The 12,968-nt window shown below is 37.4% G+C and carries 15 protein-coding genes; 6 read left to right on the top strand and 9 right to left on the bottom strand.

Annotation, left to right across the window (positions count from 1 at the left end; translation table 11 throughout):
• The 3 genes from mgtE to M0Q20_RS09665 form a co-directional block, all read right to left on the bottom strand.
• On the bottom strand, positions 1 to 1,256 hold a 1,256-nt coding region (mgtE, locus tag M0Q20_RS09675), incomplete at its 3' end, for a magnesium transporter (RefSeq protein ID WP_295061225.1).
• Positions 1,257 to 1,268: 12 nt separating this feature from the next.
• The gene (locus tag M0Q20_RS09670; protein ID WP_295061222.1) at positions 1,269 to 1,793 is read right to left on the bottom strand and encodes a YceI family protein; all 525 of its coding nucleotides are present in this window, start codon (positions 1,791 to 1,793) and stop codon (positions 1,269 to 1,271) included.
• Between the two features lie 138 nt (positions 1,794 to 1,931).
• Positions 1,932 to 2,411: a hypothetical protein gene (locus M0Q20_RS09665; RefSeq protein WP_295061219.1), complete on the bottom strand. Its 480-nt coding sequence runs from the start codon at positions 2,409 to 2,411 to the stop codon at positions 1,932 to 1,934.
• 205 nt (positions 2,412 to 2,616) lie between these two features.
• Between M0Q20_RS09665 and M0Q20_RS09660 the strand changes: the two genes are divergently transcribed.
• The 3 genes from M0Q20_RS09660 to M0Q20_RS09650 all read left to right on the top strand — a co-directional run bounded on the left by M0Q20_RS09660 (position 2,617) and on the right by M0Q20_RS09650 (position 5,610).
• On the top strand, positions 2,617 to 3,207 hold the full coding sequence (locus tag M0Q20_RS09660; protein WP_295061216.1) for a hypothetical protein: 591 nt from the start codon (positions 2,617 to 2,619) through the stop codon (positions 3,205 to 3,207).
• Positions 3,208 to 3,265: 58 nt separating this feature from the next.
• Positions 3,266 to 3,712 (top strand): DUF3015 family protein, encoded by a 447-nt coding sequence (locus tag M0Q20_RS09655; RefSeq protein WP_295061213.1) that lies wholly within the window; start codon positions 3,266 to 3,268, stop codon positions 3,710 to 3,712.
• Positions 3,713 to 3,876: 164 nt separating this feature from the next.
• Entirely contained in the window at positions 3,877 to 5,610 is a 1,734-nt protein-coding gene (locus M0Q20_RS09650; RefSeq protein WP_295061210.1) for a DUF4105 domain-containing protein, read from the top strand.
• A gap of 4 nt (positions 5,611 to 5,614) precedes the next feature.
• On the opposite strand, the gene M0Q20_RS09645 is transcribed toward M0Q20_RS09650, so the two are convergent.
• The 4 genes from M0Q20_RS09645 to recA all read right to left on the bottom strand — a co-directional run bounded on the left by M0Q20_RS09645 (position 5,615) and on the right by recA (position 8,951).
• Positions 5,615 to 6,250, bottom strand: coding sequence for an AMIN domain-containing protein (locus tag M0Q20_RS09645; protein ID WP_295061207.1), 636 nt, complete (start codon positions 6,248 to 6,250; stop codon positions 5,615 to 5,617).
• Positions 6,251 to 6,296: 46 nt separating this feature from the next.
• Positions 6,297 to 6,575, bottom strand: coding sequence for a hypothetical protein (locus M0Q20_RS09640; RefSeq protein WP_295061205.1), 279 nt, complete (start codon positions 6,573 to 6,575; stop codon positions 6,297 to 6,299).
• 9 nt (positions 6,576 to 6,584) lie between these two features.
• Positions 6,585 to 7,850, bottom strand: coding sequence for a phosphopyruvate hydratase (eno, locus tag M0Q20_RS09635; RefSeq protein ID WP_295061202.1), 1,266 nt, complete (start codon positions 7,848 to 7,850; stop codon positions 6,585 to 6,587).
• 63 nt (positions 7,851 to 7,913) lie between these two features.
• Positions 7,914 to 8,951 carry a recombinase RecA gene (recA, locus tag M0Q20_RS09630; protein ID WP_295061199.1) on the bottom strand — a complete coding sequence of 346 codons (1,038 nt, stop codon included), beginning with the start codon at positions 8,949 to 8,951 and terminating at the stop codon, positions 7,914 to 7,916.
• 210 nt (positions 8,952 to 9,161) lie between these two features.
• Here recA and M0Q20_RS09625 point away from each other — a divergent pair, with 210 nt between their 5' ends.
• Genes M0Q20_RS09625 through M0Q20_RS09615 form a run of 3 tightly spaced genes read left to right on the top strand, consistent with a single transcriptional unit; the run spans position 9,162 to position 11,118 of the window.
• Positions 9,162 to 10,025, top strand: a complete 864-nt coding sequence (locus M0Q20_RS09625) for an MqnA/MqnD/SBP family protein (protein ID WP_295061196.1) — start codon at positions 9,162 to 9,164, stop codon at positions 10,023 to 10,025.
• Entirely contained in the window at positions 10,025 to 10,291 is a 267-nt protein-coding gene (gene fliQ, locus M0Q20_RS09620) for a flagellar biosynthesis protein FliQ (RefSeq protein WP_295061193.1), read from the top strand. The genes M0Q20_RS09625 and fliQ overlap by 1 nt, the downstream gene beginning before the upstream one ends.
• Entirely contained in the window at positions 10,291 to 11,118 is an 828-nt protein-coding gene (locus M0Q20_RS09615; protein ID WP_295061190.1) for a UDP-N-acetylmuramate dehydrogenase, read from the top strand. The genes fliQ and M0Q20_RS09615 overlap by 1 nt, the downstream gene beginning before the upstream one ends.
• 3 nt (positions 11,119 to 11,121) lie before the next feature.
• On the opposite strand, the gene M0Q20_RS09610 is transcribed toward M0Q20_RS09615, so the two are convergent.
• Positions 11,122 to 12,096 carry an iron-sulfur cluster assembly scaffold protein gene (locus M0Q20_RS09610; protein ID WP_295061187.1) on the bottom strand — a complete coding sequence of 325 codons (975 nt, stop codon included), beginning with the start codon at positions 12,094 to 12,096 and terminating at the stop codon, positions 11,122 to 11,124.
• Positions 12,097 to 12,281: 185 nt separating this feature from the next.
• Positions 12,282 to 12,968 (bottom strand): aminotransferase class V-fold PLP-dependent enzyme (locus M0Q20_RS09605; RefSeq protein ID WP_295061184.1); only part of this gene is annotated, 687 nt, incomplete at its 5' end.

Here is a 12,968-nt window from a genome sequence, read left to right as displayed (position 1 = left end):
ACCGTGCTCCCTATGGCGGGATCTATATTTATCTTTTTTAAAAAGAGCGGTATTGCTGCTCCAAAAAGACCTGCCATTAAAAAATTAATCATCATACTTAGCGCAATTACAACACCGAGCATATTTATATTAAACCAAACGGCGGCTACAACTCCTATAATAAATGCGAAGATAAGTCCGTTCATCAAAGAGATTAAAACCTCTTTTTTGATAGTTCGCATAGCATCGCCTTGTAAAATCCCACCAAGAGCAAGTTGTCTTACAACAACTGTCAAACTTTGAGTTCCGACATTTCCGCCCATAGAGGCAACAATAGGCATTAGAATCGCCAATGCCACCATACTCTCTAAAGTATCCGCGAAAAGACCTATTGTAATAGAGACAAAAATAGCTGTCAAGAGGTTGACTCCAAGCCAAGAGGCTCTTTTTTTACCCGCTTTAAATACCTCTTCATCCTCCTCAGCTTCATCATCGACTCCGGCAAGATGGTACATCTGCTCAGTTGCATGTTCATTGATAATATCGTAAACATCGTCTGACGTTATACGCCCCAACAAAACCCCATAGGTATTAATAACAGGCATTACAGAGAGGTCATACTCTCTAAAATAGCGGACTACCTCTTTAATATTTTCTCTATCTTGTGCTTTTTTAGGCTCAAAGCTATCTTCGCTGAACTCTATGTTCTTTGCTAATGTTTTATCAAAATCAAAAATAAGCAAATCATCCAAACCGATTGTAAAGAGAAGTTCTTTATTATTATTAATTATAAATAGATTTTGAACATTTTCTATCTTATTGGCTTTTCTAAGTTCGGCAAATCTTTTTATTACGTCATGAACTATCTCATCTTTATTTGCAGTAAAGACCTCAAGCTGCATATATGCACCGGCCTCTTCTTGAGTGTATGATTGAAGCTTTGTAATCTCCTCTTTATCAATCTCACTAAGAGTATCAAAAACCTTAGAAGCTACACTCTCATCAACCTCTTTTAGCTCATGCATAAAATCAACTTGATCATCACTTTCAAGCGCCGTTACTGCATCTCTTAACTCTTGAACACTAAAATTCTCAACAACATCATCAAAGTATCTCTCAGGAAGTGCAAGTGCGACATCTCCAATCAAATCTTTTGGTATAAGATTTAAAGATGCTGCAAACTCGCTTTCATCAAGCTGTTTAAGTATTTTTGCTATATCTGAGGGGTGAATCTCGCTTAATTCATGGTGACTTAAGTACTCTTGTAATTTATTCATAATTAGATTATATTAAAATATTGCTTTAACTAACAAATCGACTTGGTCACGCACACACATAAACATCAAACACGGCATTTTAACACCGTAGTCACTCATTAAAATCATCGAAGTAGCATCAATTGTTAAGCTGCCGTCTACGGTAGTTATTTTTGCATTTGCGCTAAGCTCTCTTTTTTCGCCGTGAAAATCGAGTACACCATTAATAATATAATTCTCTTTACCCTCAGCCTTTTTCACATCAGTTATAGTGTATGTCGCAACTTTAAACTCATCTGTCTGAATCTCTTCATACATGCTCTCATCTCTACGAGCTTTATCACTACTAAAAAGAGCCATCTCAACCCAAAATTTTCCTTTTATAGTAGTAATATCATTGTTGTCTATAGTTACCTTAGCGTTAAGATAGTTATTTATCGGATCGATAGTTTTGTCCATAAACATCTCCGTATGTGCAGCCACATAACCGCTCTTTAGCTCCAGATTTAACGCCAATAGCGGAAGAGTAAAAAGTAGCATCATAAACATCTTTTTCATCATAAACTCCTACTAATAAATTAGCACAATTTTAACATATATTTTAATATCGAGCCTTCAACACTACAACTGACAAACCAATATCAAACCGTCAAAGAACGCATATCTTACAAATGAATTATCCAGAATAGAAGAAGCTTAGCGATACCGCTTTTCAATCGCCATTTTTAACTCTTTATGTGTCGATATAAAAGATATCTCTTTAATTTTGGAGTCTTCTATGTATAAAAGAGTAACTTTTTGCTCTTTATTTGGTACTACAGCTTGTAATTTTTCTCCGTAGTGTAAGTATATAAGATGTTTATACTTTTGAAGTTTTGGCAGAGCAAACATATTTGCAATAACGGTAGGCATCTTATTTATGTCGGCTATAAAGATTGAGTTGCTCTTTTGAAGGTAAAACGGGCTCTGCGTATCAAGGTATTCATTGACTAAGGCTCCTGTATCTTTTTCAAAAGCGACTATCACCAGCTCTATTTTTTGTGGTATCTTTATCTGACGACCTGCCGGTGTCTCATACCTAAAACTCTCCAACATCTTCAGCGGGGAGTCTATTTTAAGAGAGTCCGCATTCAATAAAGCGATACCCATAGTTAGAGCTGCTAAAAATTTGTTCATATTTTTCCTTGGGACTGTTGAAATAAAATTATACTCTCCATATGCTAATTGATAATAAAAATAGCTATTTTTAAAATAAACAAGAATATCCCGCTAAATAGATAAAGAAGCGTCTATTTATGCTTGTAAAATAGTGTTTAGATATTTTAATAAATTATGTTATTATTATTTACAAAAATTAGGGCGCTCGCTCAAGGTTGACACAATGAAACATTTAAAATTAATTCTCTCTCTTCTTCTTATCGTTCTTCTTTTCTCAGGTTTTTGGTCAGGCAAAAGTAAGCGTGAAATTAGGGAAGAAAACAGGCTTGAGAGGGTCAACCGTATAGTATCTAGCAATCAAACTATGCAACTACTCTATGAGTATGCACCGGAGGCGAGAAAGATGGTGCTGCGCTCTTATGGATATGCAACATTTAGCAATGTTGGGGTAAATCTTATTCTTTTATCGGCAGAAGGCGGAAAAGGACTTGCTCACAACAACAGAACAGGGATAAATACATATATGAATATGGCTTCGGGAGGATTAGGACTTGGTATCGGTGTAAAAGATTTTAGAGCAGTATTTCTATTTGAAAATAAAAAAGCATATGATACCTTTGTAAGATCAGGCTGGGAAGCAAACGCGCAAGCTGACGCTGCTGCAAAGTATGAAGATAGCGGAGGTTCCCTTAACGCAGCGATCACTGTTGCTCCGGGTGTAAGGCTCTATAAACTGACCCAAAACGGCCTAGCGCTTCAAGCTACCGTTCAGGGAACAAAATATTGGAAAGATACGGAACTTAACAAAAACTAATTTTTAGTTAAGCTAATAAATCTTACAATAGCTATGATTTTAAATTAAAGGAAGTTCAATGAAAAAAATTCTAATTAGTCTTGCAGCAGTTGTTGCATTAAGCTCCTCGGTAATGGCAAACGTAAATAATCAAACCGGTTGTGGTTTGGGTGCGATGATAATTAAAGATGATTCAACGGCAGTTATGTTGGCTCTTCAGGCTACAACAAACGGTACTTCAGGAAACCAAACTTTTGGTATCACTTCTGGAACTTTAGGTTGTCAAAAAACTCAATTCGTTATGAACGAAATCGCTGAGGAGTTCGTTGCTTCAAATATGGATCAACTTGCAAAAGAGATAGCGATTGGTCACGGGGAGAGCATTGACACACTTGCAGAGCTTTTAGAGATATCTGATAAAGCTACTTTTTCTGCATCTCTACAAGAAAACTATAACAAAATCTACACTAGCCAAGATGTCAAAATGGCTGATGTTCTTGACAATATCTCTACAACAACTCTATAAAAAGTAAGAATCAAACGAATATTTTCGTTTGATTCTTCTCCATTTTTAAATATTAAACTCAGGAATCTTCCATTTTTAAAAAATTAATTTTACTGCTCATTGTCTGTGTAAATCTCTTAACTGCCTCTGCTGATTTATACAAACAAAAAGCAAAAGAGCTAAACTTGTCAGACTCAAGATACTGGAATCTGCTTCTTCATATGCACAGCGGTGTAAGCGAGATTGATGATAGAAGTTTTTTCTTATCTAATGACGGTAAAACTAATGCTAGCAGTGAACTAAATGCTACCATTGATGCTCTTATAAATGAAGTGGTATTTGACGATAATTCAACTGCATGTAAATTCCCTGCAAGAAAAGCTTGGCTTAAAAATGAACTTGGCATTATAGATTTTCCAAAAGTTGAGTGCAAGAAGTATAACACCATACTAAAGAGATTAAACCCAAAGTCCGTAACCTTAGTTTTCCCATCGGCTCATATAAACTCACCCGCTTCAATGTTTGGGCACACATTTTTAAGAATAAACTCTGCCTATAACTCAAAATTGTTATCTTATGCCGTAAATTATGCCGCTGATGCTAATCCTGATGAAGAAAATGCCATGCTCTTTGCAATTAAAGGACTCTTTGGCGGCTACTTCGGAAAGTACTCACTACTTCCATACTATGATAAATTAAAGGAGTATAGAGATAGTGAACAAAGAGACATATGGGAGTATGATTTGGATTTAAGCGAAGAGGAGACGCTTAGAATGATGGAGCACATCTGGGAGCTTAATGAGACTCACTCATACTACTACTTTTTTACAGAGAACTGCTCATACAACATGTTGTGGTTTTTAGAGGTTGCAAGACCCACTCTTTATTTAAGAGAATATTTTAACTACCAAGTCATCCCACTTGAGACTGCGCATGCTGCAAATTTAGAAAATATTATCAAAGATAAATTTTTTAGACCCTCAAAAAGAACTACTCTTCTTAAATATGAAGAGCTTATAGATAAAGAGCATATAGATAAGCCTAAGCAACTAGTTGGCTCTTTGCTTGATGTAGAGGAGATTACAAATAGTTCAACTATAGATAAACAGCAAAAAAGATTTATTCTTGAAGCCTCAATTGAGCTTCTAGAGTATAGATTTAGCAAAAGTAAGATAGAAAAAGAGGAGTATCTTAACCTCTTTCATAAGCTCTCAAAACATAGAGCCGCACTTGGAGTTGGAGAAAAACTCGATATTAAAACTCCTCCAAATCCTATTGATAGCCATAGAGCAATCAGGGCTACAATAGGTGCAGGTTCTAGAGATGGAGAGTCAATCGGATTTTTGGGGATACGACCGGCTTATCATGACCTAGAAGATAGCAACTATGGCTTTCTAAGAGGAACTCAGATAGAGTTTATAAATCTGGAGCTCTCTTACTCTAAAAGTGATTTAGAGGTTGAAGATGCGACTATCCTCTCCATAGTTTCACTCGCACAAAGAAGCGAATTTTTTGACTCTCTCTCTTGGAGAACAAAGTTTGGATGGGATAGAAACTCCCTTGATTCTTCTACTAACTTCATAGGTACTGTCGGTCTTGGGCTTAGCTGGGGAAACAGCTTTGGGTATACATATATTATGGCAGACCCACTCTTCTACCTTGATGGGGAGTTTAGCCCTGCAATAGGAGGCAGTTTCGGTCTTGTATTTGATAAGTACTCCAACATGAGCACAAATATAGAAGCAACAAGAAGATGGTATGACAATGGCAGGGAACAAAATTTATTTGAAGCATCGCAAAGCTTTAGAGTCTCACAAAATATTCAGCTAAAGTTTAAATACAACTATAAAGAGAGAGACCTATTAGAAGCAAAAAAAAGTGAAAACAGCTTTAGAGCATATTTGAATTACTATTTTTAATATTTTATTTTAACTCTATTAAATAACCCTCTGAGATCTTTTTGAACTCATATCTGTAATGTCCGTCAAGCTCAATAACAGCTCTGTAGTAGCCATTATGATTACCAATTCTAATCTCTTTAAATATTGCATTTGGTATTTTTTTAACATAACTTCTTATATCTGTATCTTTTTTAAAATCAACAACAACTCTATGAGGATTTACTAGTAGAAAATTTCTTATTGCCTTATCTTTTGTTGTTAGTTTTAAATTTTTTCCAAACGAAGATAGCGATAAGTGTTTAATAGATGCTATATTTTTATATATTTGTCTGTTTGTTGGGGATTGAAGATTGACTTCATCTTTTGTCTCTGTATAGCTTTGAGAGATAAATACAGGAAGATGCCAGTCAACAGAGTTCTCAAGCTCTATGCTTCTGCTCTCTATGGAACCGTCTAGGTTTTTAAACTCAAGTGTTACTTTTTTAAGTATTCTTGCTTGAGGCGGTAGCGTGATAGTAGCTCTTTTTAAGGGCTCTTTATCCATACTTTCATTTGATGTTATCAAAATATCCTTCTCTCCCTCAGAGGGAAAGAAAGGGTTTTCCCTAGCATCAAGAAGGATAAAGAACAAAGAAAATATAAACATACCTTTAATCAAAACTACCCCTAAATTTTGTTTATATGTATTATATCAAGATTAAGCGCTATTTTGCAGAAATCTCTTTTAATTCAAAATACTCTTTTTGAAGCTCTGCATTTTGCGTTTTTAATCTATCAACTTCACTCTGTAGATACTCTTCATAATCTTGAAGCCCTAGAAAAACTTCCAAAGAGTTTGTGCCATAAAGAAGAACACCGATATATACTCCTGTTGCCAAAACTAAAAGAAGAAGTATTAGAAACTTTACTAAAGAGAGACCAAAATACTTCTGTGTAAAACTCTGAGTATCGTCAATTCCTTCATAAAGCTCTTCGTTTGTCATATAGTGCTCTTAATTAAAAAGCTCAGAACCCAAATACTCACCGTAAACTACTTCATTTTCTATCTCTAAGAGACGATTATATTTAGCAGTTCTCTCCCCGCGCGCAGTTGAGCCTGTTTTTATCTCACCGCAGTTTAACGCAACGGCAAAATCTGCGATAAAAGCATCTTCACTCTCACCTGAACGGTGGCTCATGACACACTTGTAACCGCTTCTTTGTGCAAGACGAACGGTAAGCATTGTCTCACTAACTGAGCCGATTTGATTTGGTTTAATCAAAATAGAGTTTGCAACCCCTTTTTTGATTCCTTCATTTAAGATACTTGCATTAGTAACAAAGAGATCATCACCGACTAGCTGAACTCTCTCTCCTAGCTTCTCAGTTAGTAGCTTCCAGCCATCCCAATCATCTTCACTTAAACCATCTTCAATAGATACGATAGGATATTTTGAGCATAGATCAACATAGTAATCAACAAGTTCTGCAGATGTAACTGTTCTGTTCTCGCTATCTAATCTATATCCGCCCTCTGCTACAAGTTCACTTGCTGCAACATCTAGTGCTATTGCCATCTGCTCTCCAGCTCTGTATCCGGCTTTTTTGATAGCCTCCATGATGATTTGAATAGGCTCTTCGTTTGAGCTCAAATCAGGTGCGAAGCCGCCTTCGTCTCCAAGTGCAGTGTTGTGTTTTTTAGCTTTTAAAATAGCTTTTAAGTTGTGGTAAACCTCAGCGCTTGCCTGAAGCGAGGTTGCAAAATCATCAAAGCCTACCGGCATTATCATGTACTCTTGAAAATCTACTGAGTTATCTGCATGACTTCCACCATTGATAATATTAAGCATAGGGGTTGGTATCACCATAGCATTAGCACCGCCGAGATAACGATAAAGTGGAATGCCAAGGCTCTTTGCAGCGGCACGTGCAACTGCCATTGATACACCAAGAACAGCATTAGCGCCTAAGTTTGCATAATTCTGTGTTCCATCAAGCTCTTTCATAGTAGCATCTATTACAGCCTGATTAAACGGTGAGAAACCAAGTAGTGCATCTGCGATTTGATTATTTACATTTTCAACAGCGTTTAATACGCCTTTGCCCATGTATCTGCTACCGCCATCACGAAGCTCCAGCGCTTCACGCTTGCCGGTACTTGCACCCGAAGGCACTATAGCACTCTCTTTTGTTCCATCACTTAGCTCTACCGTAGCTTTTACTGTAGGGTTCCCACGTGAATCCATTACCTCTATTGCACTAATATTGTCTATAAACATTATCTATTCACCTCTTTTATCCTAAAAATTTTAATTTTATACTAAATTTTATTTATCAGCAATTTATACATCTGACTCTTCCACATCTAGAGCATCCATAATCATGATAGAGTCTATGCCCATGGCCGTCTTTATCTTTTCTTCTATTTCTTGAGCTAGTTCAGGCTCCTCTATAAACTTAGCCTTAACATTTTCACGCCCCTGCCCTAGTTTAGTCTCTCCATAAGAGAACCATGCGCCGCTTTTGTCGATGATATCTAGTTTAACGCCGTAATCAACAAGCTCGCCCTCTTTTGAGATGCCTTCGCCAAACATTATATCAAACTCAGCCTGACGAAACGGAGGTGCAACTTTGTTCTTTATGACTTTTGCTTTTACACGGTTTCCTATTTGGCTCTCACCCTGTTTTAACGATGCAATACGTCTTACATCTATCCTTACAGAAGCATAAAACTTAAGCGCATTTCCTCCGGTTGTTGTCTCCGGCGAGCCATACCCCATCATGCCGATTTTCATACGAATCTGATTGATAAAAATTACCGTACAGTTCATCTTGTGCAAAATTCCCGTCAGTTTACGAAGTGCTTTTGACATAAGACGCGCTTGAACACCGACATTTTGATCCGACATCTCGCCCTCAATCTCAGACTTTGGAGTAAGAGCTGCAACCGAGTCGATAACTATAAGGTCAACTGCGCCGCTACGAGCTATAGTCTCAACAATATCCAAAGCCTGCTCACCGTAATCAGGCTGAGAGACAAGAAGATTATCTACATCGACACCAAGATTTTTGGCATAGGCAACATCAAGTGCATGCTCTGCATCTACAAATGCACAAACTCCGCCTTTTTTCTGGCACTCTGCTGTTATCTGTAGTGCTAACGTCGTCTTACCTGAACTCTCAGGTCCATATATCTCGACAACTCTTCCCTGTGGAACACCGCCAATACCGAGTGCAAGGTCAAGCCCAAGAGAGCCTGTACTAATCGACTCAATCGGCACTATCTCTTTATCCCCGAGTCTCATAAGCGCACCCTTACCGAATGCCTTATCAATCTGTTTCATCGCTAAGTCTAATGATTTTTGTTTATTTGCGTCCATCTTTGGCTCTCTTATATTAAATTTAGACTTATTGTATGACAACTTTTAATTTTTATTTTAAAATATTGCAAATTGTCATACTTTTATATATTACACCTCAATAAAAGCTCTTTAGAGTGTTTAGAAGCAAAATTTTATATAAAATTAGTGGGATTTTATCCTTATTTGGTTAAAATCTAGTTTATATATTTAAGTAGATAGGCTGATAATTTGAAAAAAACGGTTATTGCACACTCTCCTGACGCTGATGATGTGTTTATGTATTATGCCATTAAATTTGGCTGGGTAGATATGAGTAGTGTTAAGTTTGACAATATTGCTGAGGATATTCAAACTCTTAATGAAAAAGCACTAAATGGCGTATATGAGATTGTTGCCATAAGCTTTGCCCTCTATCCACATATAAGAGATGATTATGCCATGTTGCGCACTGCCGTTAGTTTTGGAGAGGGCTATGGACCTAAGCTTATCAAAAAAAAAGGTGTTAAACTAAAGCGTAACTTCAAGGTTGCTCTTAGCGGTAAACATACAACAAATGCTATGCTTTTTCGCATTGCTTACCCTGATGCAAAAGTCACATATATGAACTTTTTAGAGATTGAGCAGGCTGTTCTTGATGGTACAGTTGATGCGGGTGTACTCATTCATGAGAGTATTTTAACATACGATGAGAAGCTTGAAGTTGAGCGGGAGATGTGGGATATTTGGCAGGAGTTAGCCGGCAAAGAGTTACCTCTTCCTCTTGGAGGAATGGCTATTAGTCGCTCCATTCCGCTAAACAAAGCCATAGAGTATGAACAAACTCTTACAAAAGCAGTTCAAGTAGCAAGAGAGCACAAAGAGAAACTCTCGCAGATGTTGCTAGAGAGAGATTTGGTTCGTATAGACGCGCCTACCTTAGATAAATATCTTGAACTTTATGCAAATGATGACTCTATAACACTCAGCAATATACAATATAGAGCAATTAACAAACTTTTTGAAATTGGCTACAAACACGGTTTTTACGACTCCTTGGTAAAGGTTGAAGAGTTTACGATACCCACAGAGTATAAAGAGATGAGAAACTCATAGTGGAAGCAAAGCTCATCTCTCTTGGAATAGACACCTTTAAAATAGCTTTAATGCTTGCTCTTCCCGGTCTTTTAGCCGGTATGTTCATAGGTTTAGCGGTAAGTATATTTCAAGCTACCACTCAGATAAACGAGATGACTCTTAGCTTTATTCCTAAAATTATCGGTGTTGTTATCATTGTAATCCTTACAATGCCTTGGATGCTAAATGCAATGACTGACTTCTCTTTAGGTATTTTTAACATGATTCCAGATTTTGTAGAGTGATGAAGAGCAAGAGTATTGATTTCTCTAGCTTTTCTTCGATTAAAATCGGCGAGAGGTTAGATGTTTTTTTGCTAGAAGATTGCGACCAAAATTATAAAGATTACTACATGATTGGCTCATGTAACAATATCTTGATGGGAACAGAACCTCCACCTCTATTAAAACTCTCAAAGAGATATGACTATATAAAGATCGAGAATAACACCCTTAAAATCGGCGCTGCTACGCCATCTGGAAAGATTGCCTCATTTTGCAAAAAACACAATATTGCAAACTTTGAATTTCTTTCACATCTTCCGGGAACTTTAGGCGGTTTGGTATATATGAATGCCGGATTAAAAGAGCATGAGATATTTAATAACCTAATTTCTATAAAAACCTGTGGCGGTGATATTGAAAAAAAAGATATTGATTATGGCTACAGATTTACTAATATAAAAACTCCTATTTTAGAAGCAATATTTACACTAAAGTATGGCTATAGCGATGAGAAACTTTCAATATTTAAGCTTTTGCGTCAAAACCAGCCATCGACTCCTAGTGCAGGAAGCTGTTTTAAAAACCCAAAAGGCGACTATGCCGGTAGACTCATAGAGGCAGTTGGGCTTAAAGGTTACAGAGTTGGGGGCGCGGAGTTTAGCAAAGAGCACGCAAACTTTTTGGTAAATGTAAAAAACGCAACATTTGATGAAGCGATATATCTTATAAAAGAGGCTCAAAAAAGAGTTTATGAGAAGTTTGATATTTGGCTAGAGTGCGAGATAGCTGTTTTAGATAGTAGATATATGGGTGAGGCATCTCCTCTTTTTAATCCCTACAAGAGGTAGGAATTAAATTGGTAAGACTCTGATTTTTTTAGATAGTTTCTCTTTTAGAGTTGACTCGATTGCATAGAGAGTTCCTGTTGCAGAGCTAGCACATCCGTTACATGCTCCAAGATATCTGATGTAAACATCTATATACTCATCACTTGGCTTTACATCAATTACTTCCATGTCTCCACCATCCATAATTAAAAATTGACGAACACTCTCATCAATTTCAGCATCAATAGCTTTAATCTGCTGAACTAATGTCATAGTCTCAAAACTTCCTGCTGCTCCTGCATCAGCAGCGGCCTTCATCTTCTCTTCTGCCATCTCACGGCGTGTATCTTCTAAAATATCTACCAAGTAATACTCCCTCTCTTCATGTCCTCCGGGTCTAATACAGCTTTTACAGAACCCGCCTGCTTTTGTATAGTCTGTAATCTGCTCAATTGTAGTGAGGTCATTTAGTCTAATAACTTCTTGAAGCGTCTTTAGGCTAACACGAGCACACTCACAAACAATAATCTCCTCTTCAAAACTCTCACTATCAACACCAAGATAGAGTCCTGCTGCTTTTTTAATAACATCGTAAGCCATAACAGAACAGTGCATCTTTTGAGGTGGAACTGCAGGAGTTTCAGGGTCGTCACGAAGTGCAAACTCAACATCTATATTTGTTATCTTAACAGCCTCTTGAACAGTTTTACCGATACAAAGTTCAGTCATAATATCAGAGCTTGCTATTGCAGTTCCGCATCCAAAACTTTTAAATTTGGAGTTAACTATAACATCTGTCTTTGGGTCAACTTCCCAGTAGAGACGAACAGCATCGCCGCAGCTCTCAGCACCAAAATCTGCTACTATCAGCTTGTTACCATTTGCATCTACCTCTTCTTGCGTAATTTCGCCTTGATGATTTGGATTATTCATTAAAGTTGTTACTTTATTTGAGTAGGCATCCCATAAAGAAGCGCCTAGTAAATCATTTTTTGCCATAATTTTTTCCTTTTATTAAATCTATGGGAACTTTTTCCCTAATTTGTCTGCAAAAGAGACTCGCCCATTTTGCTTTGCTAGCCCTCGACCAAAGAGGATAAACCGCTGTGGCACTGAAGCTTGACATCGGCGTGCCAAAAATTTATTCTCTTTTAGCAAGGTGTTTTGCATTAATTGCTTAGCTATTAATGGAAATGCAGCTCGCACTCTTTTGCTTCGCCGCCCGGAGTTGGACCTACCTTTGCAAATGAACTTGAGATTGCACGAAGTCTAAAAACCGCTTTTTTAAAGTGCTCTATAGTATAATCAATCTCCTCATCGGTAGTAAAGCGACTAAGGCTTAGTCGAATTCCTGTGTGAGCAAGTTCGTTGTCTGCTCCGATTGCAAGCATTACCGTATTTGCCTGAAGATCTTCACTAGCACATGCCGAACCTGTAGAAGCTCCGATTTGACTATTATTTAAATCCCAAAGCATACCTTCACCCTCAACACCTCTAATAGATATAAGTATCGTATTTGGCGTTCTATTTTCACGTTCACCAACTACAAATGTATCACTTAACTCCAAGATTGCATCTTCTAAGCGATCTCTTTTTGCTCTGATTGAAGCTATTTTTTCTTCTATATCTGTAGTTGCAAGCTCTATTGCTTTGCCCATTGCCACAATATATGGAACATTTAAAGTACCAGATCGTCTTCCGCCCATATGTTCACCGCCATGTAAAAGAGGAGTGAGTGGTTGCGAATCTTTGATATATAGTGCGCCTATCCCTTTTGGTCCATGGAATTTATGTGCACTTAGAGAGAGAAAGTCAACATGTATATCCTGCAAATCGATAGGGATTTTACCTACCGCTTGAACACCGTCAGT

The organism is Sulfurimonas sp., from assembly GCF_023229025.1.
In the GTDB taxonomy this organism is placed as follows: domain Bacteria; phylum Campylobacterota; class Campylobacteria; order Campylobacterales; family Sulfurimonadaceae; genus Sulfurimonas.
Note: the sequence above shows the minus strand (reverse complement) of the source record. Positions and strands in the feature narration are given on the sequence as shown.